The organism is Caenimonas koreensis DSM 17982 (genome assembly GCF_009646335.1).
Classification (GTDB): domain Bacteria; phylum Pseudomonadota; class Gammaproteobacteria; order Burkholderiales; family Burkholderiaceae_C; genus Ramlibacter; species Ramlibacter koreensis.
This window is the reverse complement of sequence record NZ_WJBU01000001.1, coordinates 370,837-396,279: the sequence shown is the minus strand read 5'-3', so window position 1 is coordinate 396,279 and position 25,443 is coordinate 370,837. Positions and strand designations below refer to the sequence as shown.

At 63.6% G+C, this 25,443-nt stretch carries 21 protein-coding genes and 1 tRNA gene; 14 read left to right on the top strand and 8 right to left on the bottom strand.

The window, feature by feature from the left end; genetic code table 11:
• Positions 1-4: 4 nt before the first annotated feature.
• On the bottom strand, positions 5-250 hold the full coding sequence (locus GHT07_RS01830) for a CsbD family protein (RefSeq protein WP_153583326.1): 246 nt from the start codon (positions 248-250) through the stop codon (positions 5-7).
• 152 nt (positions 251-402) lie between these two features.
• Between GHT07_RS01830 and GHT07_RS01825 the strand changes: the two genes are divergently transcribed.
• From GHT07_RS01825 to GHT07_RS01810, 4 genes are read left to right on the top strand one after another with little or no spacing between them, the layout of a single operon-like run.
• Positions 403-1,665: a citrate transporter gene (locus GHT07_RS01825; RefSeq protein WP_153583325.1), complete on the top strand. Its 1,263-nt coding sequence runs from the start codon at positions 403-405 to the stop codon at positions 1,663-1,665.
• On the top strand, positions 1,662-2,648 hold the full coding sequence (locus GHT07_RS01820) for a 2-hydroxyacid dehydrogenase (RefSeq protein WP_323740737.1): 987 nt from the start codon (positions 1,662-1,664) through the stop codon (positions 2,646-2,648). Before GHT07_RS01825 ends, GHT07_RS01820 begins: the two co-directional genes overlap by 4 nt.
• The gene (locus GHT07_RS01815; protein ID WP_228488115.1) at positions 2,649-3,989 is read left to right on the top strand and encodes a DNA recombination protein RmuC; all 1,341 of its coding nucleotides are present in this window, start codon (positions 2,649-2,651) and stop codon (positions 3,987-3,989) included.
• Complete coding sequence (locus GHT07_RS01810; protein ID WP_153583324.1) at positions 3,986-5,137, top strand: MFS transporter; 1,152 nt, start codon at positions 3,986-3,988, stop codon at positions 5,135-5,137. Before GHT07_RS01815 ends, GHT07_RS01810 begins: the two co-directional genes overlap by 4 nt.
• A 12-nt stretch (positions 5,138-5,149) precedes the next feature.
• On the opposite strand, the gene GHT07_RS01805 is transcribed toward GHT07_RS01810, so the two are convergent.
• Positions 5,150-6,013, bottom strand: a complete 864-nt coding sequence (locus GHT07_RS01805) for an LOG family protein (RefSeq protein ID WP_153583323.1) — start codon at positions 6,011-6,013, stop codon at positions 5,150-5,152.
• 54 nt (positions 6,014-6,067) lie between these two features.
• On the opposite strand from GHT07_RS01805, the gene GHT07_RS01800 reads away from it, so the two are divergent.
• Positions 6,068-6,754, top strand: a complete 687-nt coding sequence (locus tag GHT07_RS01800; RefSeq protein ID WP_153583322.1) for a hypothetical protein — start codon at positions 6,068-6,070, stop codon at positions 6,752-6,754.
• Here GHT07_RS01800 and GHT07_RS01795 read toward each other — a convergent pair.
• From GHT07_RS01795 to efp, 3 genes are all read right to left on the bottom strand, one after another.
• Complete coding sequence (locus tag GHT07_RS01795) at positions 6,714-7,526, bottom strand: heme-dependent oxidative N-demethylase subunit alpha family protein (protein ID WP_153583321.1); 813 nt, start codon at positions 7,524-7,526, stop codon at positions 6,714-6,716. The genes GHT07_RS01800 and GHT07_RS01795 overlap by 41 nt on opposite strands.
• 12 nt (positions 7,527-7,538) lie before the next feature.
• Entirely contained in the window at positions 7,539-12,785 is a 5,247-nt protein-coding gene (locus GHT07_RS01790) for a trifunctional serine/threonine-protein kinase/ATP-binding protein/sensor histidine kinase (RefSeq protein ID WP_194792785.1), read from the bottom strand.
• Between the two features lie 128 nt (positions 12,786-12,913).
• Positions 12,914-13,468, bottom strand: coding sequence for an elongation factor P (efp, locus tag GHT07_RS01785; RefSeq protein WP_153583319.1), 555 nt, complete (start codon positions 13,466-13,468; stop codon positions 12,914-12,916).
• Positions 13,469-13,662: 194 nt separating this feature from the next.
• Between efp and GHT07_RS01780 the strand changes: the two genes are divergently transcribed.
• Positions 13,663-14,382, top strand: a complete 720-nt coding sequence (locus GHT07_RS01780) for a phosphatase PAP2 family protein (RefSeq protein WP_228488114.1) — start codon at positions 13,663-13,665, stop codon at positions 14,380-14,382.
• On the top strand, positions 14,369-16,048 hold the full coding sequence (locus GHT07_RS01775; protein WP_153583318.1) for a phosphoethanolamine transferase: 1,680 nt from the start codon (positions 14,369-14,371) through the stop codon (positions 16,046-16,048). The genes GHT07_RS01780 and GHT07_RS01775 overlap by 14 nt, the downstream gene beginning before the upstream one ends.
• Here the strand turns inward: GHT07_RS01775 and GHT07_RS01770 are convergent.
• From GHT07_RS01770 to earP, 3 genes are read right to left on the bottom strand one after another with little or no spacing between them, the layout of a single operon-like run.
• Positions 16,023-17,363 (bottom strand): sensor histidine kinase, encoded by a 1,341-nt coding sequence (locus tag GHT07_RS01770; protein ID WP_153583317.1) that lies wholly within the window; start codon positions 17,361-17,363, stop codon positions 16,023-16,025. The genes GHT07_RS01775 and GHT07_RS01770 overlap by 26 nt on opposite strands.
• A complete protein-coding gene (locus GHT07_RS01765) occupies positions 17,360-18,013 on the bottom strand; it encodes a response regulator (RefSeq protein WP_153583316.1) in 654 nt (217 codons plus the stop codon). The genes GHT07_RS01770 and GHT07_RS01765 overlap by 4 nt, the downstream gene beginning before the upstream one ends.
• Positions 18,010-19,083 (bottom strand): elongation factor P maturation arginine rhamnosyltransferase EarP, encoded by a 1,074-nt coding sequence (gene earP / locus GHT07_RS01760; RefSeq protein WP_153583315.1) that lies wholly within the window; start codon positions 19,081-19,083, stop codon positions 18,010-18,012. The genes GHT07_RS01765 and earP overlap by 4 nt, the downstream gene beginning before the upstream one ends.
• A 58-nt stretch (positions 19,084-19,141) precedes the next feature.
• Here earP and uvrC point away from each other — a divergent pair, with 58 nt between their 5' ends.
• From uvrC to GHT07_RS01725, 7 genes are all read left to right on the top strand, one after another.
• Positions 19,142-21,199, top strand: coding sequence for an excinuclease ABC subunit UvrC (uvrC, locus tag GHT07_RS01755; protein ID WP_153583314.1), 2,058 nt, complete (start codon positions 19,142-19,144; stop codon positions 21,197-21,199).
• Between the two features lie 81 nt (positions 21,200-21,280).
• The gene (gene pgsA, locus GHT07_RS01750) at positions 21,281-21,847 is read left to right on the top strand and encodes a CDP-diacylglycerol--glycerol-3-phosphate 3-phosphatidyltransferase (protein ID WP_153583313.1); all 567 of its coding nucleotides are present in this window, start codon (positions 21,281-21,283) and stop codon (positions 21,845-21,847) included.
• 15 nt (positions 21,848-21,862) lie between these two features.
• Positions 21,863-22,759 (top strand): DMT family transporter, encoded by an 897-nt coding sequence (locus tag GHT07_RS01745; protein WP_153583312.1) that lies wholly within the window; start codon positions 21,863-21,865, stop codon positions 22,757-22,759.
• 6 nt (positions 22,760-22,765) lie between these two features.
• Positions 22,766-23,653, top strand: coding sequence for an alpha/beta fold hydrolase (locus GHT07_RS01740; RefSeq protein WP_323740736.1), 888 nt, complete (start codon positions 22,766-22,768; stop codon positions 23,651-23,653).
• Entirely contained in the window at positions 23,650-24,735 is a 1,086-nt protein-coding gene (locus tag GHT07_RS01735) for a tartrate dehydrogenase (RefSeq protein WP_153583311.1), read from the top strand. Before GHT07_RS01740 ends, GHT07_RS01735 begins: the two co-directional genes overlap by 4 nt.
• A gap of 308 nt (positions 24,736-25,043) precedes the next feature.
• A complete protein-coding gene (locus GHT07_RS01730; RefSeq protein ID WP_323740735.1) occupies positions 25,044-25,316 on the top strand; it encodes an HU family DNA-binding protein in 273 nt (90 codons plus the stop codon).
• Positions 25,317-25,336: 20 nt separating this feature from the next.
• Positions 25,337-25,412 (top strand) — tRNA-Val (locus tag GHT07_RS01725).
• The last annotated feature ends 31 nt before the right edge of the window (positions 25,413-25,443 follow it).

Here is a 25,443-nt window from a genome sequence, read left to right as displayed (position 1 = left end):
GCCATCAGGACTTTTCGAATGGAAAGTCCTTGTTGCGCTTGAACTGGTATTCGGGGTTGCGCCGTTCGAATTTCTCGACCTGGCGCTCGGCCTCATCTTTCGCCAGACCATGCCGGTGCTGGATGCGCCCCAGGAGTTGATCGCGTTTGCCGGCGATCACGTCCATGTCGTCCTCAGTGAGCTTGCCCCACTGCTCTTTCACTTTACCCTTGAGCTGTTTCCAGCTGCCTTCAATCGTGTCGTGATTCATGGAGCGTCCTCCAAAATTGTGGTCAGTCCAATGTACGGATGTGGCTGCGGGCGGCGCGTAGGCACGGCAGGAGCACTTTCGTAGGCATGTGGCTGACGGTCGTGCCCGCATAATCCTTCGGTGCCCTACAACATCGAAGCGTGCGCAGGCGTATGAACCTGGCTGGAATTCCCCTCGACTTCATCCTTTTCGCATTGACGCTGCTGGGTGTGGCTCTCTTTCACCACCATACGCTTGCAGTGGCCCTGACAGGGCTTGCGGTCATCACGCTTTACAAGCTCGGCTTTGGCGACTTCTCGGGGACGGCCGGGCTGCGCGGCCTGGTCGAACTGCTGTCCCATGAGTGGGTCACGCTCGCCAACTTGCTCGGACTGCTGCTCGGCTTTGCCCTTTTAGCCGACCACTTCGAACAAAGCCGCTTACCGGAGTTATTGCCAGCGTTGTTGCCCGATGACTGGAAGGGTGGCTTTTGCTTGCTGCTGCTTGTGTTTGTGATGTCCAGCTTTCTCGATAACATCGCCGCCGCGATGATTGGCGGCACGATGGCGGCCGTGCTCTACAACAAGCGCGTGCATATCGGGTTCCTGGCCGCCATCGTGGCGGCCAGCAACGCCGGTGGCGCTGGCAGCGTGGTCGGTGATACGACAACCACCATGATGTGGATAGCCGGGGTACCCGCGATGCAGGTACTGGAGGCCTATGTAGCCTCAGTCGTGGCGATCCTGATTTTTGGGGTGATCGCCGCGCGCCAGCAGCATGCCTTCCAGCCGATCATGAAAGACGCCGTGGTAGGTGCCCGGCTTGAGAGCGCACGCCTGACGATCGTCGTCGCGATCCTGCTGTCCGCCATCGGCGCCAATGTTTATTTCAACCTGACGAGTGCAGCCGTGCTGGACCACTGGCCAGTCATCGGCATTGCCGTGTGGGCAGCCATCGCAGTCACCGCTGCCTGGCGCAGGCCCAAGTGGTCGCTTCTGCCCGAGGCGATGCGCGCAAGCGTCTTCTTGCTTTCACTGGTGCTATGTGCGGCAATGATGCCGGTGCGGGCACTGCCGGCAGCGTCGTGGCAAACAGCCTTCGGTCTCGGTTTTGTGAGTGCGGTCTTCGACAACATTCCCCTGACGGCACTCGCATTGCGCCAGGGCGGCTATGACTGGGGCTTCCTGGCCTATGCCGTCGGCTTTGGGGGTTCGATGATCTGGTTCGGCTCCTCAGCGGGTGTTGCTCTGTCTGGCATTTATCCTCAGGCCCGCTCGGTAGGCGCCTGGGTCAAGGGCGGCTGGCACGTCGCTCTTGCGTACGTCATTGGATTCATGGTGCTGCTGGCCGTTCTCGGGTGGAAACCTGATCTGTCTCACGCGAGGCAATTGGCCGCGCCAGCGGAAGCGGCGAATGTACAAGGAGAAAAGAAGTGAGCAAACCACGCGTGCTGGTGAGTCGTGCCATCTTCCCGGAAGTCATCGCGCGCTTGCAGGAGCATTTCGAGGTCGATGCCAACCAGGGCGACGAACTCTGGTCCAGGGCCGAGTTTGCGGCGCGTCTCAAAGGCGCGGCCGGTGCGCTGACGACGGGCGCCGAGCGTATCGACGAAGATGCCCTCGCAGGCGCACCCGGCTTGCGCATCTGCGCCAACATGGCCGTGGGCTACAACAATTTCGACGTGCCCGCGATGACCCGGCGCCGCGTGCTCGCCACCAACACACCTGACGTGTTGACTGAGACGACGGCCGATTTCGGTTTTGCGCTCCTGATGGCCACGGCCCGCCGCGTCACCGAAAGCGAGCACTACTTGCGCGCCGGCAAGTGGACCCGCTGGAGTTACGACATGTTCTCGGGCTGCGAAGTGCACGGGACCACGCTCGGCATTCTGGGTATGGGCCGTATCGGGCAGGGTATCGCCCGTCGGGGCGCCCACGGCTTTGGCATGAAGGTGATCTATCACAACCGGTCGCGTCTGGCGCCCGAGCTCGAAGCCCAGTGCAAGGCGACGTATGTGAGCAAGCTGGATTTGCTGCGCACCGCAGATCACCTGGTCCTGGTCGTTCCGTACTCGGCCCAATCGCATCACTCGATAGGCGCGGCAGAACTCGCACAGATGAAGCCGACCGCCACAATCGTCAACATTGCGCGCGGGGGCATCGTCGATGACGCTGCATTGGCTGCAGCATTACGCAGCAAGGGGATCGCTGCCGCCGGCCTTGATGTGTTCGAAGGCGAGCCCCAAGTGCACCCCGACCTGCTCACGGTCCCGAACGTTGTGCTGACACCTCACATCGCGAGCGCGACGGTGCCTACTCGCCTGGCCATGGCGAACCTGGCGGCCGACAACCTGATCGGCTTTCTCGTGAACGGCAAGCCGCTCACGCCGCTGAACCCTGAAGTCTTGCAGGAGCATTGATTGGAAATCTGGATTCTTGTTGCGCTCGCCGTCGCCAACCTTGTGTTGGCGTTCGTCGTGCTGATGCGCAAGCCGCCCGCGAATGACGCAGCGCGCATGGAATTGCTTGCTGCCAACGAACGGATGGAGCGTGAACTGCGCCGCGAGATCAGCGAGTCATCCCGTGGCGCGCGCACCGAGCTGACCCACAACCTCGCGACCTTCCAGGACGCGATCATCAAGCAAGGCGCAGAAGCCACCCGTACGCAGAACACCCAGATCGACGCCTTCGGTCAGCAACTCGCACTTTTGCAGAAGACGCTGTCCGATACGCTGTCGATGCAACTGCAGAGCCTGGGTGAGTCGAACGCGAAGCGCATGGCAGAAGTGCGCGCAACGCTGGATGCGCAATTGCAGCAACTGCAGCAGACCAACACGGCCAAGCTCGACGAAATGCGAAAGACCGTCGACGAGAAGCTGCAGACGACGCTTGAAACGCGTCTGGGCGAGAGCTTCAAGCAAGTGGCCGACCGGCTCGAGCAAGTGCACAAGGGCCTGGGCGAAATGCAGGCGCTGGCGCAGGGGGTGGGCGACTTGCAGCGTGTGCTGACCAACGTCAAGACACGCGGCATGTTTGGGGAAGTGCAACTCGAGGCTTTGCTGGAGCAGGTGCTGATCGCCGAGCAGTACGCCAAGCAGGTCGAAACCAAGCCGCGCAGCAACCAGCGCGTCGACTTCGCGATCAAGTTCCCTGGCCGCAGCGCTGACGGCACGCCGGTATGGCTGCCCATCGACGCAAAGTTCCCCCGTGAAGACTACGAACGCCTGCTCGACGCGCAAGACCGGGCTGACCCGGCGGCTGCCGACATTGCAGCGCGCGCGCTTGAGTCGCGCATCCGAACCGAAGCCAAGTCGATTGCGGAGTCCTACCTGAGCCCGCCGAACACGACCGACTTCGCCATCCTCTTTCTGCCGATCGAAAGCCTCTACGCTGAAGTGTTGCGCCGCCCGGGCCTCATGGACTCGCTGCAGCGCGACTATCGCGTCACGCTCGCCGGGCCGACAACGCTCCTCGCGATGCTCAACAGCCTGCATATGGGCTTTCGCACGCTGGCGCTTGAGAAGCAGGCGTCTGAAGTCTGGAAGGTGCTCGGTGCCGTGAAGACCGAGTTCGAACGATATGGCACGTGGGTCGAGAAAATTCGCGAGCAGGTGCGCAAGGCATCGGAAACCATTGATACGGCGACAACGCGCACGAACCAGATGCGCCGCGCGCTCAAGGTGGTCGAGGCGCTGCCCGAAGAACAGGCGCAGGCCTTGTTGCCGCCTACGGCTGATGAAGGGGACGAAGCGGCCCCATGAGCAACGGCTTCAGCCCGGCGCTCGCACGCCTGATCGCGGCGCAGGTCTGTATTCATGCCTGCATGGCCGGCACGCGAATGGCCGCGCCGCTGCTTGCGCTTCGCAGCGGCTACAGCGAAGCCGCGGTCGGCTTTTTACTCGCGCTGTTCGCGCTGACACAGGTCTTCCTCTCGCTGCCTGCCGGCCGGTATGCCGACCGCCATGGCCTGAAGAAGCCGCTGGTGTGGAGCATCGCCGCCGCCGTTACCGGCGCAGGGCTGGCAGCCGCCTTCCCGGTCTTTCCCGTTCTGTGCATCGCCGCGCTATGCACCGGCGGTGCCACAGGCACCGCGTCGATTGCGTTGCAGCGCCATGTCGGTCGCGCAGCTGCGAATCCGGCCGAGCTGCGCCAGGTCTTTTCGTGGTTGTCGATCGGCCCGGCGTTCTCCAACTTTCTGGGCCCCTTTGCGGCGGGCCTCATGATCGATCATGCAGGCTTTCGCCAGGCGTTCTTCATGCTCGCCCTGCTGCCCGTTGTCACGTGGTTCTGTGTTCGCAGCCTCAACGAACTCGGGCCCGTTGTGCGCGAAGAGGGCCACAAGCGCGAGCGCGCGTGGGACTTGCTCGCCCAGCCCAACTTCCGCCGCCTGTTGCTGGTCAACTGGGCGCTTTCGTCATGCTGGGATGTTCACACCTTTGTAGTGCCGGTGCTGGGGCACGAACGCGGCATCTCTGCGTCGGTGATCGGCACGATCCTTGGTGCGTTTGCGGTGGCTGCTGCGCTGATTCGAGTCGCGCTTCCGATCGTGGCCGCGCGCGTGCCCGAGTGGAAGATGGTGACCGGCTCGATGGTGGCGACGGCCGCGCTCTTCGCGATTTATCCGTTCATGCACTCGGCCCTCGGCATGGGCATCTGCTCTGTACTCCTTGGCATCTCGCTGGGCGTGGTGCAGCCGATGATCATGAGCACGATCCACCAGATCACGCCGGCGCACCGTCATGGCGAAGCGCTGGCAATGCGGCTGATGGCGATCAATGCGTCGAGCGTCGCGATGCCGCTACTCTTCGGCCTGACAGGCGCCGCGATCGGCATCTCCGGCGTGTTCTGGGTCGTCGGGCTGGTGGTGGGCGCCGGCACGCGACTCGCCGTGAAGCTGGACGAGCGCTAGCCGTCCCGCGCCTCACAGGCGGTAGAACGTCTTGATGATGTTCCAGGCCTCCTGCGGGTCGTCCACGTACTGGAACAACTCCAGGTCAGCCTCAGAAATCACGCCTTCTTCGATCAGCATGTCGAAGTTGAGCAGCCGCTTCCAGTAGTCCGTGCCGAACAGCACGATGGGCACCTGGCGCGACTTCCTGGTTTGCACGAGCGTGATCACCTCGAACAGCTCGTCGAGCGTGCCGAAGCCGCCGGGGAACGCGACGAGCGCCTTGGCACGCATCATGAAGTGCATCTTGCGCAGGGCGAAATAGTGGAAACGGAACGACAGGGCCGGCGTCACGTACGGATTGGGCTCTTCTTCCATTGGCAGCGCGATGGCCAGACCCACGCTGATGCCGTTGCCTTCGTGGGCGCCGCGATTGGCCGCCTGCATGATGCCCGGCCCGCCTCCGGTGCAGATGAACAGCATGTCGGCAGGGTCCTTGCCGGCACTGTATTGCGCGACGATCTTGCCGAACGCACGGGCCTTCTCGTAGTAGTGCGAGTTGCGCGCCAGTGCCTGCGCCCGGCGGATCGCTGTCTCGTCGCCCGCTTTCTGCGCTGCCTCGACCAGCGCAGCGGCCTCCTCGGTGCTGCGAAAGCGCGCGCTGCCGAAGACGACGATCGTGTTCTCGATGCCGTGGGCCTGCTGCTCAAGATCGGGCTTGAGCAGCTCCAGCTGGAAGCGGATGCCGCGCGTTTCGCGGCGCAGCAGAAACTCCGGGTCGGCAAAGGCAAGGCGGCTGGCATCGGGGTCGAGCGGCAGGCCTTCGTTTGAGTGAGCTTGCAGGGTGGCCCAGGCGTCGGCCAGGCGGCGGTCGTGGAGATTTCGTGTAGATGGCATGCGCCCATTCTGCGGCAATCGAAGGCAGCCATTTCCGCTATCCTTGCCTCAACAATGAAGCACGGATCAGAAGCCCAGGAGAGCAGTTTTCACGTCTTGCTGGAGGGCGGGCGCGTTGGCCCGTACAACCGCAGGACGATTGTCGGCATGCGCATCAAGAACACGCTCACCAGCGAGCACATCGTGGTGGGCGACGACGGCACCGAGCGCACCGTGGCCGACCTGATCAGCCGCCGGCCGGCGGAGAGTTTCAGCGCCAATCGCAGCGGGGTTTTCTCGTTGGTGCGCGCCACTTACTCGGCCGCCCTGGTCGAGGCCGAACGTGGCCCGCTGGAGATCCCGGCATTTCGTGGCGAAATCGAAGCTCGTGTCCAGCACGACGTGCTGCGGCTGGCCGGCCGTTTTCGCAGTGGGCTGGGCTGGAAAGAAGGCCGTGTGAAGATTGCGCTGGCCTCGATCGTTCATGCGCGCTTGCGCGGCTCGCTGGTGGACTTGTGGCTGCGCAGCGGGGATTCAGAGAAACTGCAGAAGGTCGCGCTGGAAATGTTCACGCCCACGGCAGCGGGTGAGCTGGTGGAGTGGTTGCCTGATGCATCGGCTTGGCCGGGGGCGGTTGATGCGCCTTCGAACGCTGCATCCGGCAAGCCTGTGAGCCACTATGGCGTGTGGGTTGCCATTGCGGCTGTGGCGACGGTGCTGGTCACTGTGCTTGTGGTGCTGCTCTGGCCGCGCATTCGCTGAGCCAGCGCAGCAGGGGCTCTTTCGCGGCTGTGAGGCCCTTGTAGTCGAGCACGGCCGGCGTCATCGAAGCCAGCGAATCGTGAAGACGTTGTGCTCGCTCAGGCGTGTTGACGGCTTCGGCCAGCGGCTGCAGCATGACGCGTATCGAAAAGACCGCTTGCTTCGTGCCCTGGCCCACCGGAAAGAAGCACTGACGCTCGGCCCGCAGCCAGCTGCCCCGGGCGAATGCCGTGAAGTTGCCGGCAGCGGGCCATGGTGTACGTGTGTGCCGGCGCGGATGCTGGTCGTAGCGAGGCGACGGGTTGATCGTCCAGACGTGCCGTTCCCAGCAGTCGCCGTTCGTCGCGAGTGCGACGAGCTGCTTTGACGCAGCGACGAGCAGCGCGTTGTCGGCGACGGGCGCGTGCAGCGCGGCAAAGTCCAGGCCGAGTTTATCTTCGGGCGCCCAATGCGAAGGCACGCACACGCACAGGAAGGGAAGGGTGCCTGTGGTGCCATCGAGCACGGCAAAGTCTTCCTCGAAGGCGAGCGCGGGGTCTGCATCGCTGTGGCCCAGGGCTGCGATGGCGCGCAGCGCGGGCTGCGGATCGAAGCCTGGCACCAGCTGGCGAGAAACGCCTGCTTCGACGACGGCGCGCTTTTCCGAATAAAGCTGTCCTGATGCGTCGAGGGGCGTCAATTGCATCGCGTCTGCGTCAATACGCCGCAGGCCGGGCTGCATGCGGAAGGGCACGGTGATCAGGTTGAAGTCGAAATTCATCGCAGCTGGCATTCATCCTCTTTTCTACTGGACTGCGGCGTCTGCCGGGAGATCGAGTGTGAATACCGCACCCAAGCCCGGTCCGGCGCTGTCAGCAGTGAGCTTGCCACCCATCTCCATCGCAGCCAATGCACTGCTATGCAGCCCAAACCCATGGCCGCCGCTGCGCGTGGTGAAGCCGTGCTGGAAGATGCGCGACAGGTTCTGCGCGGCAATGCCTTCTCCTGCGTCGCGCACCGCGATGAAAAGTCGGCGGCCCGTCCCAGCAGTGGTGATGCCCGTGCTGAGCGTGATGCACCTCGCGTCGGCAGGCACGCTTTCCATGGCCTGCACCGCATTGGCGATGAGGTTCACCAGAATCTGCAGCAGGCGCTGTCGGTCGAGCTGCAGGTCGGGTACTTCGTCGTGGCGGTGAATGACTTGCACTGCGCTGCGCTGCAGCAGTTCATGGTTCAGGCGCAGTGCCTCATCGACCAGTTCCCGCGGCTGCGCCAGTTGCCGCACACTGGAAGGGCCGGCATGCGACTGCTGCATTGCCACCACATAGCTGATGTGGTCCACGCTTTGCGTGAGCCTGTCGAGGTCGCTCAAGATGCTCTCGCGCTCGGCATCCAGCACCCCAACTATCTCATTGAGGTAGGTGATCAGCGCCTTGCCACGCGGGTCGACGCTCATGAAGTTGGCAATATCACCTTCATGTTCGTTCAGCAAGGTGACGGCGCGGCTGAGGCCTTGCAGCCTGGAACTGCCGACCGTACGGCGCACGATGCTGGCAGAGACATTCACGCTGTTGAGCACATTGCCGACGTTATGCAGCACGTTATTGGCGATCTCCGCTTTGCCTGCGAGCCGCGCTGTCGTCACGAGCTGTGCTTGCGTCTGCTCCAGCTCTCGCGTGCGAGCTTTCACGCGCTGCTCCAGGCTTTCATAGAGATGCGCGTTGGCAAGTGACACGGCCAGCTGCCCGGCGATCAACATCACCGCGTCGAGCCGTTGACTGTTGAAGGCAGCTCTGCTCAACCGGTTTTCCAGCAGCAGCAGCGCGCGCGCGGAGCCCTGGCTGGCGATCGGGGCGGCCATCATGGTGCACACAGTCAGGCCTGCGAAGTAGGGGTCCCGTGCGAAGCGGTCGTCGTGCGGTGCATCGTCCACCACGAGCGGCTCCTGCGTGCGTTCGACATATCGCACGACCGAGTGCGGCACCAGGCCGCGCTGGACCGCAGCGGCCAACGAAATTGAAGTCTCACTGGGCGCAGGCGACAGCAATCTCCACTGGTCGTCCTGCCACGACAGGACCAGCACTTTGGTCGCTCCGCTCAATGCTGCAAGCACCTCAGTGACCCTGGCGGCGAGTCGCTCCAGGCTGGTTTCCGAACTGAGCGCCTGCGAAGCACGCAGCACGCCCATCACGCCAAGCGAGTCGGGGGCGGCAAGCTCACTGCCGCGCGCGTGGCTGTCTTGCCGGGTGCGTTCCAGGAAGGGATACACCCCCTGCATTTGCTCCACCTTCGCAGTGGCGCCCCAGTCGGCATACATATCGCGGGCCTGCGTCATCAATTGCCCGCCGGTGTGAGTCCACTCATTGGCGAGGTGAAATGCGGCGGCTCGCTCAGTGGCGAAGGCGAGGTGCCACGGGCGCTGGCGTGCAGCCGCCTCTTTCATCGCAATATCGAAGCAGCTCATGGCGCGCCACATGTCGCCCCGCGCCCAGGCTTCTTCGGCTTCGACCAGGCGCAGCAGATGCAAAAAGTTGTAAGGCTGGCCGGCGGCGCGCGCTTGCAGCCACTGCCTGCAACGCACGAGCTCAGCCAGCGCCGCGCTGTCGGCAGGCACATCGGATGCTCGTGCTTGCAACTGCCACGCCTGCGCCAGCGCGCGAAGCAGGTGCGTGTGGGCGCTAAGGTAGAAGCCCGGGGACGAATTGAGGAACGGAATCGCGGCGGCGCTGTGGTGCTCCAGGGTCGGCAAATCGCCGAACAGCCCCGCTGACAATGCGCGGCGTGCGTGGTAAGTGAGCTTCGCGATCGCGGGAACGGCCGTGCCGGCGATAAATGCTGCTTCGTCAAACAGGGCATCGCTGAAGCTGCCCATGCCGAGGGTTTCGCCACGCAGCGCTCGCAGCAACTGTTGGTCGTAGCGAATGAGCATGGCGGACACGTTGTTGCCGGTGCGCCGGCAAAGCGCCATGCCCGTGGCCACCTCGGCGGCATGCGTGTCGAGCGTGCGTTCGAATTCGAAGAACGCCTGACTGGTGACGAAGTACGTGAAGCACGCATAGGTGATGTCGCCCATCTGCGTGAGGTCTTCCCTGGTGCGGACCGCATGAACCACCGTGTCTTCCAGTGTCTCGAACCAGTGGCTGTTGCTGATCGTGAAGACGTGGCGCCCCTCGGACGTCTGAGGCTCGAAGCCATAGGCCAGCCCTGCGGCCAGCGCATACCGGGCTATGTCGTACCCGATGCGGTATTCGTTGCGGGTGAGCACGAGCATCATGCTCGATCGGCAAAGGGACACGACGAGTTCGGGGCAGGGGCCTTCTTCGTCCCACAGTCGCTGGCATTCGAGCGTGAGCCACGTGAGCGCATTCCTGTCGACCATGAAGTAGGCAGGCGAGAAGCACCGGCTGAGCACATTGGCGACGCCCAGGCGATGCCTGTCGGTGATCGGCGCCCGGACCAAAGGATCTGGCTGCGGCTGTCGCTGAATCCACGGGCCCAGCGCATCGAGCCGCTGCTCCATCGTTGGGTCGTCGAAGTCTGCAGGCACCTTCAGCCCGAGCCGCTTCAACAGGTCGAGGCCGAGGTCGAGCGCATCTCGCATGCGCCCGCGCATATAGATGCTGCGCATCTGCAGGCATGTTGGCTCGACCAGCAGCAATGGGTCGGCCATGCCCGCCTGGACTCGTGCGTGCAAGGCATCGGCCTCTTCCATGCGGCCCAGACTGAACTGCACAGCGTGCAGCGCGACATCGATCTGCCAGCGCAACACAGCATCTGGTTGGCCGTCGAGCGCATCAAGCAGGGTCGCTGCCGCTGTCAGGTAGCGTTCAGCGAGCGCGGGGTTCGCGTTGCCAACGAGCCGTGCGGCGGTTGAGTGAAAAAGCCGCGCAGCATGACGTACTTCATCGGGTGCCTGCTCGCGCAAGCGGTCAACGCAACCAAGGTATTGCTGCGCCGCGTACTCGTGCAATGAGCTCTGCTCAGCGAGCCGGCGGGCCATTTCGAGCTGGTGCTGGCTGCGCCGCAAGTCGTCAAGTGCACCCAGCACAGCCTGCTGCACGCGGTCATGGCGAAAGTGGGCGACGTCCTGCCCGTTAGCGTCCGGCACGAGCAGCCCGTCATCCATCGGTGCGCGCAGGTCCTCGCGCAATGCGTCGGTGTCGAGCCCGGCAGCAACCTTCAGCAGCCCGTACTCGACGGATCCACCCAGGCAGCTCATGTATTCCACCAGCAGTTGCGATGAACGCGGCAGTTTGGCGACGCGCTGGGCCAGCAGTTCCAGAACGCTGTTCTGGTAGACAAAGTGTCGAATGGCGTCGACGTCCCATTGCCAGCCGTCAGGCCCGATCCACAAGATACCTTCCTGGCGCAGGGTATTGACGATCTCTACCGTATCGAATGGATTGCCGCCGCTCAACGCGCCAACGGCCTCGGCGAGCGCATCGGCTTGTTCGTGCGACAACCTGAGCATCTGCCCGATCAGCTCGCTCATGCCCAGCGGCGTGAGGTTGCGCAGCTCCAGATGCGTCAGCGTGTCGGCCTGCTGGTTCCAGCGCAGCAGCATCGGCGAGAGCACGTGCGCCGGATCGATCTCGTTGCCGCGGTACGCGCCGACCAGGAGCAGGCCGCGAATGCCCGGTTCGTTCATTAGCCGTTCTATCGCCCGAAGCGACAGCCCGCCGGCCCACTGAATGTCATCCAGGACCAGCACGAGCGGGCGCTGCGGCGATGCAATCACGCGAAGGAGATCGGCAATGGCCTGCTGCAGCCGAATCTCTGCCTGTTGCGGATCGGCCTCTGCCATGTCGGGCTGTGGCCCGAGCAGCAACTCGAATTCGGGCACCAGCCGCGTCATCAGGCTTGCACTGCGCCCGAGACCGTCCAGGATCAGCTGGCGTTGTGCGGCTATTTCGTCTGCGGACTGCGCCAGCAGCAGGCGTCCGAGCCCGCGCAATGCCTGCGTCAAGGCTCCACCGGTGGCTCCGTCCTTTTGGTACTGGTCGAATTTTCCCAGCACGAACCATCCGCCCGCCGCAGCCACAACGGGGCGCAGTTCATTGACCAGAGCGCTCTTGCCCACACCGGGCGAGCCTTCAACCAGCACAGTGTGTCGCGCAGTCCGGATCGAATCAACGAGTGCACTGCGCAGCGCCGTGATCTCTGCCTCGCGCCCCACCAGTCGTGTTGGCGCTGCCAGCCGCATTGCGAAGTCCCGATCGCCCAAAGTGAAGATGCCGGCGTTCGGCTGGTCGATTTCAACGTGGAGCCGTTGCAAGTCATGCAGCAAGCCCTCTGCGCTCTGGTAGCGCTCCTGCGGGCCTTTGGCGAGCAGCCGCAAAATGATGCGCGAGAGCGTCGGGTGGACGTGGGGATTTCGCTTCGCCGGTGGCAATGGCTCATGCACCAGGTGGTCGTGAATCAGCGTGAGTTCGTCGTGCGACTCGAATGGCGCTTTGCCACAAACCATCTCGTAGAACGTGCACCCCAAGGAGTAGAGATCGCTGCGGGCATCGATGCCGAGTCGCGTTCGAGCCGTCTGCTCGGGCGACCGATAGGCGGGCGTGCCTGCAATCTGCCCGCCTTGTGTGGATACCACTTGCTTGTGCGACTGTATGGACAAGTCAAAGTCGATCAGCACCGGCTGTCCGTTCGTGCGGATCAGGATGTTGGCCGGATGGATGTCGCAATGAATGACGCCCGCGCGATGGACGGCGGCCAGCGTGCGGGCCAGCAAGATTGCCATCGGCAGGAAAACCTCCATCCTCAGCGGGCCGGCGCTTAGCTGCCTGCCAAGGGGGACTGCGTCGCATTCCTCAAGCGGCAGCCACCTGTCGTGATCGAACGCGCTTGCCAGCTGCACGACACCATCGAGGCCGGCGAGTCGCGCAAGTACACCCCTTTCGTGCTGCAACCGTCGCGATGCGTCCGCGCCAAGGGGCTGCTTGCACGCAAGCCGGACCCCGCCACTTTCCAGGCGGAAGACTCTTGTTGTCGCGCTTGCGTAGAGAAGCTCGGCTGCCTCGCCTTCGGTAGGGCTGGCCAGCGGAATCATCGTAAGTCCAATCAGATGTACGCCTCGCCCCATTCTTGCCGCAGCGCCCCAGCCGTGTCCAGCGCAGCGACCTCGGAAGGCAAAAAAAAGGCTCCTTGCGGAGCCTTGATTCTGAAGCCGTGTTGGCGTTAGACGCGGCGGCGGTATTCACCGGTGCGTGTATCGACTTCAATCTTGTCGCCTTGTGCCACAAAAATCGGCACGCCGACTTCGAAGCCAGTTGCCAGCTTGGCGGGCTTGAGGACCTTGCCGGAGGTGTCTCCCTTGACGGCGGGTTCGGTCCAGGTGATTTCGCGCTCGACGCTGGTGGGCAGCTCGACGGAGATGGCCTTGCCGTCATAGAACACCACTTCAGCGGGCATGCCCTCTTCGAGGTAATTCAGGGCGTCGCCCATGTTTTCCATTTCGACTTCGTACTGGTTGTACTCAGAGTCCATCCAGACGTACATCGGATCGGCGAAGTACGAATAGGTGCAGTCCTTCTTCTCGAGGACGATCTGGTCGATTTTGTCGTCGGCCTTGAAGACCAGTTCGGTGTTGAAGTTGGCGATGAGGCTCTTGAGCTTCATACGGACCGTGGCCGAGTTACGGCCGCCACGCTGGTATTCGGTCTTCAGGACGACCATGGGGTCCTTGCCATTCATGATGACGTTGCCAGCGCGGATTTCTTGAGCGATTTTCATAGCAGTTTGCTTGGGAACAAGGTAGGCCGCGAGCGGGCGTTTGACACGGCGCGAAACGGCGAAAGGCGCCTGTGGCAACCAAAAAGAGGGCACCCGGCGCAAAGCCTCTTATTCTATCGCGTTTTGCCCCTTCAGCCAGCAGGGCATGCCTGGCTTTCAGCGTCGCTTAAGTGTCCCTTTTGCAGACTCAGCGCATGCAGCTGAAAGTCAACCGTTGGGCCGCCCGGATGTTTCCCGCGACGGCGATATGGACAGTGGGTATCTTGGGACTGCTGCTTTTGTGGGACGCCAGCGACTTGGACATGGTGCTGGCCCGCGTGGGCGCTGCCGGCGCCGTTTTCCCCCTGCGCTACAACTGGTTCGTGAACGCCGTGCTGCATGACGGCATGCGTTATGCCGCCTGGTGCGTTGCCGCGTGGCTGTTTGTCGGCATCTGGGCTCCGACGGCATTGCTTTCACGGCTCACGCGGGCCGCACGTGTCCAGTGGCTCGTGAGCTTGCTGGTGTCAGTGCTGGTCATCAACTTGCTCAAGCAGGCGAGTCACACCAGTTGCCCCTGGGACCTGGCCGAATTCGGCGGGATCGGCACCTACGTGAACCATTGGGCCTGGGGCGTTGATGATGGCGGCCCTGGCCGCTGCTTCCCGGCCGGTCATGCGTCCGCTGCCTTCGGCTTTCTCGGGGGATTTTTCGTGTTCTACCCGGTGTCGCGCCGGCTGGCCTTTGCATGCCTGGGCCTATCGCTCACCGTGGGCTTGACACTGGGCATCGCGCAGCAGCTTCGCGGCGCGCATTTCATGAGCCACACCCTGTGGACAGCGTGGCTTTGCTGGCTTTGCGGCTTGCTGGTGAACTCTGTGGCCCAATGGCGCTGGCGCAACGACACCGCTCTTTCGGCTCATGAAGTTTCCTGACCTGCGGGGCACCCGTCCGGCGATCCACGTCGAGACGCTGGTCCTCGCCACTTCCATTTTCCTGTTGGCAGTCATGAACGCTCCGTTCTGGAGCGCAGCGTTGCGCGGCCGCAGTTGGGGGGAGCCGGCGACGTGGGCCTTCATGGCCGCCATGTTCGGCGTGTTTGTCTCTGCGTACTTCATTGCGGCGGCCCTGCTGTCGACCCGGCATACCGTCAAGCCGTTGCTCTCCATCCTGATCGTTGTCACGGCAGTCTGCGCCTATTACATCGACCGGTATTCGGTTTACTTCGACCGGGCGATGTTGCGCAACGTGCTTGCCACCAATTACAAGGAAGCGCGCGAGCTCGTGGGGCTGGACCTCATTACCTACGTACTGCTCTTCGGCTTGCTGCCAGCCACGCTGGTCTGGTGGCCCAGGCTCGACCAGCGGCCGCTCAAGCGGGCGCTGGGTGTGCGGGTGGTGTGGCTGACAGGGGCTATCGTGATCCTTGCCGCCAGTCTGCTTTTTGCATTTGCGGACCTCGCATCCCTGATGCGCAACCACAAGGAAGTGCGGCACCTGCTCACGCCCGGCAACGTCATCGCTGCTTCGGCAGGCAACGTATGGGGCCGAGCAAAGCGGCCGAACGTGCCAAAAACAGTCGTCGGCGGCGATGCGAAGCTCGATGCCGCGATCTGGCAGACCCACAAGCGGCCGACGCTGTTCGTCCTGGTCGTTGGCGAAACGGCGCGTGCGCAGAATTTTTCGCTCAATGGTTACGCGAGGGAGACCAACCCGGAGCTGGCCAAGCGCAACGTTGTCAACTTCCCGCAGACCGAAGCCTGCGGCACGTCGACCGAGGTGTCGCTGCCCTGCATGTTTTCCCCTTTCGGGCGGCGCAACTACGACGAGGAAAAGATCCTCACCCACGAGTCGTTCCTTCACGTCCTCAAGCGCGCGGGCATCGATGTGCTCTGGCGCGACAACCAGTCTGGCTGCAAGAGCGTGTGCGAGGGCCTGCCTGTACAGCAGCTGGATCACGCAGGCGTTGATGCGCTGTGTTCGGAAGGGCAGTGCCTCGACGAAATCCTCGTCCACGGCATGGACGGTGTATTGCGTGACGCCAAGGGCAACCTGTTTGTCGTGATGCACCAGCTTGGCAGCCACGGCCCGGCGTACTTCAAGCGCTACCCGGCCCTGTTCAAGCGATTCACGCCAGCGTGCGAGACCGACGAGCTGCGCCTGTGCAGCCCGGGCGATATTCGCAATGCCTATGACAACTCGCTGCTCTACACCGACTTCTTCCTCTCTCGCGTGATCGACTTCCTCGACAGCGCCCAGAAGACGCATGACACGGCGATGCTTTATGTGTCGGACCACGGCGAGTCGCTCGGCGAGGGCGGGCTGTACCTGCACGGCGTGCCGTATGCCATTGCGCCGGACGTGCAAAAGAAGGTCCCGATGGTCGTGTGGCTCTCGCCGGCATTCCAGCGCAGCTTCCAGGTGGACGTCGCCTGCCTGAAAAGCCGGGCGGCGCGGCCGGCGAGCCACGACAACCTGTTCCATTCCGTGCTTGGTGTCCTGGCGGTGCGCACATCCGCCTATGACGCGTCGATGGACGTTTTCGCGCCATGCCGCACCGCGGCGGGTGCTGCGGTCAAGCCGCAGGAAACGCCACGGTAACGCGCAATCCGCCTTCGGGCGCGTCGCTCAGGGTCACCGTTGCCTGGTGGCGCTGCGCCACCGCCTTCACGATGGCCAGGCCCAGGCCGCTGCCGCTCGTGCCAGACGTATCCGCGCTGCGATAGAAGCGGTCGAACACGCGGTCGCGCTCTTCGCCGGCGATGCCGGGCCCGGTATCGCTCACCTGCAAGCTCGGCTGACCTGCGTCGATCGCCGTGGCCACATCGACGCGACCGCCAGGCGGCGTGTGTCGCAAAGCGTTGTCTACGAGGTTATTGGCGAGGATGGTGAGCTGCTGGGAATCGCCGCGAATCCTCACGTCGGCACCGCAAGGCACGGCGCCCAGGTCGACGCCTCGTTGCTCGGCCCGCGCGCTGAACTGGCTGACAACGGCGCGCGCGAGGTCATCGAGCGACAGTTCATCCAAACGCAGGGGCGGTGCATCGGGGCCGAGCCGCGAGAGTTGCAGCAGCTGCTCGACCAGGTGCTGCGCGCGGGCAATTCCTGCCGCGAGTTCTGCCTGTGCGGTCTCGCGCTGGGCGGGGCCATTCGCCCGTTCGAGCAGCTGCAGCTGCAGCCGAAGCGCCGCGATAGGTGTGCGAAGTTCGTGCGCCGCATCGGCGACGAACTGCCGCTGCTGCGCCATGGCGGCGCCCAGGCGCGCCATCAGGTCATTGATGGCGCCGACCAGCAGGTGCAGCTCAGGTGGATGCGAATCAAGCGGGATCGGGTCCAGCGATTGCAGATTGCGGGAGGTCACGTCGCGCGCCGCCTGCGACAGGGGCGCCAGGGCGCGCTGCAGCGAGTAAGCCAGCAGCCCCGCCAGAACAGCAAGCAGCACGAGGGCCGGCACGATCATGATCGAAGTTGTTTCCCGTGCCAGGGCTGCGCGTTCGGTCGCGAGCTGTGCTGCCTGGACGATGCCGTCTTCGAGGACGATCGTGTACAGATACCACTGCTCGCCGTTCGCTGTCACCGTGCTGAGCCCGCTGCGGGTCAGAAAGGGCAGGCTCACCGATTCGTCGGAGGTGTGGATGCGCACGCCGTCCCTGGCCCAGACCTGTGTCACAAACTCGAACTTGCCGTACTCCTCGTACACGCGAGGCAACGCCTGGGCCAGACGCGGCTGGCGCAAAGTGCCGGATGTTCCGTGGTGATTGGCGACAGCCAGCGCGACCTGCTTGAGGTTGTCTTCGAAGACCTCGCCCATCTCGTGCGACATCACCCACCAGGCGCCCGCGACCAGCAGCGAGGCGCCGAGGGCGAGCGCGCCCATGGCCCACAGGATCACGCGCCTGCGGATCGAGCCTGTCATGCCGCGACCTTGTAGCCCACGCCGCGCACATTTCGTATCGTGTCGGCGCCCAGTTTGCGGCGAAGGTTGTGCAGGTGGACTTCAATGGCGTTGCTGCCGACTTCTTCGCCCCATCCGTAAACCGTATCTTCGAGCTGCTCGCGCGACAGCACGGCACCGGGCCGCTGCATCAACGCTTCGAGCAATGCGAATTCGCGTGCCGACAAGTGAACCGGCGCCCCGCGCAGACGCACATCCTTTCGCACCGGATCCAGTGTGAGCTCGCCGCATTCGAGCAACAGTGGCGAGCCGGCCCGCCGGCGCAGCACGGCGCGCACCCGTGCGACAAGTTCGTCGAGGTCGAAAGGTTTGAGCACATAGTCGTCGGCGCCGGCATTGAGGCCGGCGATACGGTCCGCCACTGCATCGCGGGCCGTCACGACCAGCACTGGCAGTGTTTCGCGCCTGGCGCGCAGGTCTGCCAGCACGCTCATGCCGTCTTTGCCCGGCAGCCCGAGGTCGAGAATGGCCATGTCATACACATCGTTGGCCAGCGCAAGCTCGGCAGCGCGCCCATCGGTCACCCAGTCCACAGTAAAGCCTGCGTCGGTCATGCCCTGGCGCATGCCGCGGCCGATCATGGGATCGTCCTCGACGAGCAACAGCCTCATGCGTGCATTCCTTTTTGCCGGACAAAGCGCATGAGGTTGGTCACCAGGTCGTCCTGCGCGAGCAGGCGATTGCGCGCATGGGCCGCGCAGGCGGCCCATGAAGCCATGTCGATGGCGGGCAGGGCGTTGTTCATGCCGTTCCACGCAAGATGGAATTCGCGCAGCGAGGCAGGCGCCTCGATCCAGTCGAGAAATGCCAGCAGCTTGGTGTGGTGGGCGTCGTCATGCTGCGGATAAATATGCCAGATGAACGGCCGCCCCGCCCAGAGCGCACGCACGAGTGAATCTTCGCCCCGCACGAAGTTCAGGTCGCAAGACCACAGCAAGTGATCGAAGTCGGGCTGGGTGAGCAGCGGCAGCAACTTCACTGCGAGGTGGTGTCGGGAATTCCAGCCCGGCGTCGCTTCGTCAAGTGCAGCGATTGCCTGGTGTATCGCCGCAGCGGGGCGTCCATCGGCCACGAGCAGCGCGACCTGCCTGGGGCCGGATGCGAGCTGCGCCAGCAGCTGGCACATGGCGGCAGGCTCGTAGCAAAAAAGGCTCACCACCATCGAATCGCCGCGCTCGATACCCTGTGCGCGCAGCCACGCATCCGCGTCGAAAGCATGTTGCGCGTCGTCCAGGCGCGTCTCGCGAAGCAACCCGCCTGTACCCCCGGTGAAGCCGGGATAGAAGAAGAACTTCGTCGCGCCCGCAGCCGGCCCCGTGAGCACGGGCGAGGCCAGTGTGTGGTTGCGTTCGGCGAACGATTCCGCCGTGAGGTATTCGAGATTGATCCAGACCGGTCGAGTGGCGCGCTGCGCCATCTGCTCCTGGAAGTGCTGCGGCAACTCACAGCCGAAGGCTTCGATCACGACGTCGCCCGGCGCCAGTGCAACGGCAGGCTCGTCGGTCCAGGCAATCACCTCGACGCGCTCGTGCCCTGACGGCGCCATCCAGGCGAGTGCCGATGGGTCATCCACCCACACGCGGGCGGATTCGCCGCGCCCGGCGAGCTGAGTCGCCAGCCGCCAGCACACGCCGATGTCGCCATGGTTGTCGATGACCTTGCAGAAGATGTCCCAGACCATGTTGCAAGTATGTCCTGCTGCCAGCCGGCGGTGCAGACTTGGCCACAATAGCGCCTGTATGTCCGATGTCCATTCCGATCAGCTGCTCGCCGAAGTGGCTGCGCTTCCCGCGATGCCGGGCGTGTACCGCTACTTCGATGCGAGTGGTGGCGTGCTTTACGTGGGCAAGGCGCGCAACCTGAAAAAGCGCGTGTCGAGCTACTTCCAGAAGAACCACGGCGGCACGCGCATCGGCCACATGATCGGCAAGATCGTGCGGATGGAGACCACCGTGGTGCGCTCCGAGGCAGAGGCGCTGCTGCTTGAAAACAATCTCATCAAGACGCTCAACCCGCGCTACAACATCCTGTTTCGCGACGACAAGAGCTACCCCTACCTCAAGATTTTCGGCACGGACAAATCGGCCGACGCGCAAGCGCCTTCGGCCTCAGTGTTCCCACGGGTCGCCTACTACCGCGGCTCGGTTGATCGCAAGCACCGCTACTTCGGCCCCTATCCCAGTGCATGGGCGGTGAAGGAGTCGATCCAGCTGCTGCAGAAGGTGTTTCGCCTTCGCACCTGTGAAGACACGGTGTTTGCCAACCGCACCCGGCCTTGCCTGCTCTACCAGATCAAGCGGTGTTCGGGCCCGTGCGTCAACCTCGTGTCGCCTGCCGACTACCAGCACGATGTGGCGAACGCAGAAGCATTCCTGCGCGGCGAGACGCAGTCGGTGCTGGCCGCGCTGGAGACGCGCATGATGCAGCACGCCGAAAGGCTTGAGTTCGAGCAGGCGGCTGAGCTGCGCAACCAGATCGGCGCGCTGTCGAAGGTGCTTCACCAGCAGTCGGTCGATACGAATTCCGACAAGGACGTCGACATTCTTGCCGTGAAGGTGCAGGGCGGCCGCGCCTGCGTGAACCTCGCCATGGTGCGGGGCGGCCGGCATCTGGGTGACCGGCCTTACTTTCCGACCCACGTCGAAGACGCCGCAGCCGTGCAGGATTTTGATGACCTTGCCGATCAAGGTGTGGGCGCATCGTCGGCAGTACCCGTGGAAGTGCACGTGCTTGAAGCGTTCATCGCACAGCACTACATCGGCGTGCCTGTGCCGCCCGCGCTGATCACGAGTGAGCCTGTGAGCCGCGAGCTGCTGGACGCGTTGAGCGAGCAGACCGGCGTGAAGATCAGCGCTGTGCACAACCCGCGCGAGCAGCGCAGGCTGTGGCTTGAAATGGCGCAAAAGGGCGCTGCGATCCAGCTGGCCCGCCTGCTCGCCGAGGAAGGCTCGCAACAGGCTCGCACCCGTGCGCTGGTTGAGGCACTGGACCTCGCGCCCGACGAGCTCGACACCTTCCGCATCGAATGCTTCGACATCTCGCATACAGCCGGCGAATCGACGCAGGCCTCGTGCGTGGTGTTCCACCACCACAAGATGCAGAACGCTGAATACCGGCGCTACAACATCAATGACATCACACCGGGCGACGACTACGCGGCGATGCGCCAGGTGCTGATGCGCCGCTATGCCAAGCTGGCGGAAGCCGGACGCGATTCGCCCGAGGCGACGCCTGCGCAAGACGTTGCCGCGCCCGCCGCACCGGAACCTTCGACAGATGCAGCAGCCGACGCTGCGGCACACCCCGCACCGGACGCACCGCCAACGCGTGCGGGCGGCAGCGCGCAGCGCCTTCCCGACCTGGTGCTTGTCGATGGCGGCAAAGGCCAGGTGAGCATGGCGCGCGAAGTGTTTGCTGAACTCGGCCTCGACCTCGCGGTGATCGTGGGTGTCGAAAAGGGCGAGGGCCGCAAGGTCGGGCTGGAAGAGCTTGTTTTTGCCGATGGCCGCGAGAAGGTGTACCTGGGCAAGGACTCGGCCGCGCTGATGCTCGTGGCGCAGATTCGCGACGAAGCGCATCGCTTCGCTATCACGGGCATGCGCGCGCGTCGCGCCAAGGTTCGTGTGGGCGGCAGCTCGCTCGAGGAGATTCCGGGCATTGGCGCCAAAAAGCGCGCGCGGCTGCTGCAGCGCTTCGGCGGCGTGCGCGGCGTGGCTGCTGCCGGCGTGGATGACATCGCGAGCGTGGAAGGCATTTCGCGCGAGCTGGCTGAGGAAATCTATCGCGCGCTGCACTGAAGCGCGCTGCGCCGCCAGGTCGCGCGATAGCGCGGCGCAAGGCCCGCGCGGCCAGTCATCACAGTCGTGCCAGAATCAGCCATGTTTTTCACGGTACCGACGCTGCTGACCTGGACGCGCATCGTGGCGATCCCTTTCATCGTCGGCGTGTTCTATATCGGTTTGCAGCCGCAGTTGCAGAACCTGCTGGCCACCGTCATGTTTGTCGTGTTTGCCCTGACGGACTGGCTCGATGGGTATCTGGCCCGCAAGCTCAACCAGACGTCGGCATTCGGCGCTTTCCTCGATCCGGTCGCAGACAAGTTTCTCGTCTGTGCGTCCCTGCTGGTGCTCGTGCACTTGCGCCGCGCAGACGTATTTGTGGCACTCATCATCATCGGCCGGGAAATCGCGATCTCTGCGTTGCGTGAGTGGATGGCGCATATCGGCGCCTCCAAAAGCGTGGCAGTGCACATGCTCGGCAAAGTCAAGACCACGGTGCAGATGGTGGCCATCCCGTTCCTGCTGTTCGACGGGCGGCTGTTCGGCCTGATCGACACGGGCGTCTGGGGCACGTGGCTGATCTGGATCTCCGCAATCCTTACCGTGTGGTCGATGGTGTACTACCTGCAAAAGGCACTGCCCGAAATCAGGCAACGCGTGAAGTAAGGCCATGTTTCACCGATGACCACAGCCTCAAGGCAGGCGGCGCTCATACGCGCGATGCCCGTCGTTTTTGTCCTGATCTGGAGCACCGGTTTTATCGTCGCGCGCTACGGGATGCCGCATTCGCCGCCCATGAAATTCCTGGCGCTGCGCTACCTGTTTTCTGTGGTGTGCTTCGCGGTGTGGGCGTGGCTCGCGCGCGCGAAGCCGCCGGTCGACCGCAACCAGTTCTTCCACCTGGCCGTGACCGGGGTGCTGATGCATGCCGGCTATCTGGGTGGCGTGTGGGCTGCCGTGAAGATGGGCATGGGAGCGGGTCTTGCAGCGTTGCTGGTCGGGTTGCAGCCGGTATTGACCGCCGTGTGGGTGTCGTCTCGCGGTGGTGCAGTTGCCTCGCGTCAATGGGGCGGTCTCGCGCTGGGGTTTGCCGGCCTGGCATTGGTGGTCTGGCAAAAGCTGGGCATCGGCGAGATATCGAGCGCCAATGTCATGGCTGCAACCATCGCGCTGTTCAGCATCACAGCCGGCACGCTCTATCAGAAGCGCTTCCTCAAACCCTGCGACGTGCGCGCCGCGAGCTTTGTCCAGCTTGCTGCCGCGTTCGTCGTCACGCTGCCGTTGGCACTGATGGAAACCGAAGCGATTGACTGGCAAGGCGAGATGATCGGCGCCATGGCCTGGTCGGTGCTGGCGCTGACACTGGGCGGCAGTTCGTTGCTCTACCTGCTGATCCAGCGCGGTGCGGCCACGGCCGTGACCAGCCTGCTCTATCTTGTGCCGCCCTGTACAGCCGTGATGGCGGCTGTGCTCTTCGGCGAACCGATCACGGCGTTCACGGTCGTGGGCATGGCGCTCACGGCTGTCGGTGTCAGCCTGGTGGTGCGTGCGCCACCTTCACCGCCCGCGCGGGGGTAGAGGCACGTGCTCGACTCGTTTGAGAGGTTCGAGGTGGTGCGTGGCGATGTTCGCCTGAACGCGCGGCGCGGCGGCACTGGCCCGCCTTTGCTGCTGCTGCACGGCCATCCGCAATCACACGTGATGTGGCACCGCGTCGCGCCTGATCTCGCGCAGCACCACACTGTCGTGATGATGGACCTTCGCGGCTATGGCGATTCAGCTCGCCCGGAGCCTGGCGATGGCAGTGTCGCCTATAGCAAGCGCGAGATGGCGCTCGATGCCATCGCAGTGATGCACTCGCAAGGTTTTGGCCGCTTCTGCGTGCTGGCCCATGATCGCGGTGCGCGCGTGGCTCACCGGCTCGCTGCCGATCATCCGCACGCCGTCGAGCGGATGATGCTGCTTGACATCGCGCCGACGCTCGGCATGTACGAGCACACATCGCTGGCGTTTGCGACCGCGTATTGGCACTGGTTCTTCCTGGTGCAACCACCGCCGCTGCCCGAGGCGCTGATCGAATCCGACCCGGTGCGCTACTTGCGCAGCGTGATGGGCAAGCGTCACGCCGGGCTGGCCGCATTCGCGCCACAAGCGCTCGCCGAATACGAGCGCTGCATCTCGATCGCTGGCAGCTCAACCGGGATTTGCGGCGACTATCGCGCCAGCGCCGGCATCGACCTGGAACACGACCGGGCCGACATTGCGGGCGGGCGCCGCATCGAGCAGCCGCTGCGCGTCCTGTGGGGCGAGCATGGGGCGGTAGGCGCGTCGTTTGATGTGCTGCAGCTCTGGCGCGAGCGTGCGAGCCAGGTCAGCGGGGCGGCGCTGCCGTGTGGCCATTACATTGCAGAGGAGGCGCCCGGCCTGCTCTTGCGCGAAGCATCTGAATTCTTCAAGGAGTTGACACCATGAGCAAGAAGCGTATTGCGGTGATTCCCGGTGACGGCATCGGCAAGGAAACCATGCCCGAGGGCATTCGCGTGATGGAAGCGGCGGCGAGCAAGTTCGGCATCGACCTTGAGTTTGACCACTTCGACTTCGCGAGCTGGGACTACTTCGAGAAGCACGGCCAGATGATGCCCGATGACTGGAAAGACAAAGTCGGCGGTCACGATGCGCTGTACTTCGGTGCGGTCGGCTGGCCCGAAAAAATTCCGGATCACATTTCGCTGTGGGGCTCGCTCCTTTTGTTTCGCCGCGAGTTCGACCAGTACGTGAACCTGCGGCCCGCGAGGCTCATGCCCGGCATCATTGCGCCCGTTGTGCGGCGCGACGGCAGCCCGCGCCAGCCTGGTGAGATCGACATGTATATCGTGCGCGAGAACACCGAAGGCGAATACTCGTCGATCGGCGGGCGCATGTATCCGGGCACCGAGCGCGAGATCGTCATGCAGGAAACCGTGATGTCGCGCATTGGCGTGGATCGTGTGCTGAAGTTCGCATTCGAGCTCGCGATGAAGCGGCCGAAGAAGCACCTGACGAGCGCCACCAAATCGAACGGCATCGCCATCACCATGCCCTATTGGGATGAGCGCGTTGTCGAGATGTCAAAGCACTATCCGCAGGTGCTGGTGGACAAGTTCCACATCGACATCCTCAGCGCCCATTTCGTGCAGCGCCCCGATTTCTTCGACGTGGTCGTGGCCAGCAATCTCTTTGGCGACATCCTCAGCGATCTTGGCCCGGCGTGCACGGGCACGATCGGCATTGCGCCCAGCGCCAACCTCAACCCTGACCGCAAATTCCCGTCATTGTTCGAGCCAGTGCATGGATCGGCGCCAGATATTGCCGGGCGTAACCTTGCCAACCCGATCGGGCAGATCTGGTGCGGCGCGATGATGCTGGAGTTCCTGGGGCACAAGGATGCGCACGACGCCGTGCTGCGGGCGATCGAACGTGTGCTCGAGCCCGGCAGTGGCGCACCGCGCACGGGCGATATCGGCGGCAAGGCCAGCACCACGGACCTCGGCCGCGCCATTGCTCAAGCGCTGTAAGAGGCAATCGTTTTCTGCACCATGAAATTGGCGCAGTGCCGCATAAAAATGGGCGGCAGCGGCGGGCCGTTTGCGCTGCAGACCGACTAGAATCCGCAGCCGCCCTGTTGTAAAGCTGCCCGCCTTATTGACACGCTATGGTCCCATAGCTTTAATCATTCGGTGGCTTTGCAAGAGCCGCGAACCCAAAGAAAGAGTCTCCCTCCATCGTCTGCGCCCAGCCCGTGCATGGTCACCGGCCACGATAGGGAGACTTCAATTTTTGAAGAGACATTTCTGCAACAACTTCTCTCTACGAGGGGCCTCTTGTGAACAAGACCGAACTGATTGAGCACATCGCAAAGAATGCCGATATCTCGAAGGCCGCCGCCACGCGCGCGCTGGAATCGATGATCGGCGCCGTCAAGACAACACTGAAAAAAGGTGGCTCTGTTTCACTGGTTGGTTTTGGCACATTCGCTGTCGGCAAACGGGCCGCGCGCAGTGGTCGCAACCCCCGCACTGGCGCAGCGATTAAAATCAAGGCAGCCAAGGTTCCGAAGTTCCGTCCCGGCAAGGCGCTCAAGGATGCGCTGAACTGAGACGCAATGCTGTCAAGGTGGGGTGCTTAGCTCAGTTGGTAGAGCAGCGCCTTTACACGGCGTAGGTCGGCGGTTCGAGTCCGTCAGCACCCACCACACGCCGCATGGCGAAGCGAAGGCGAACAAC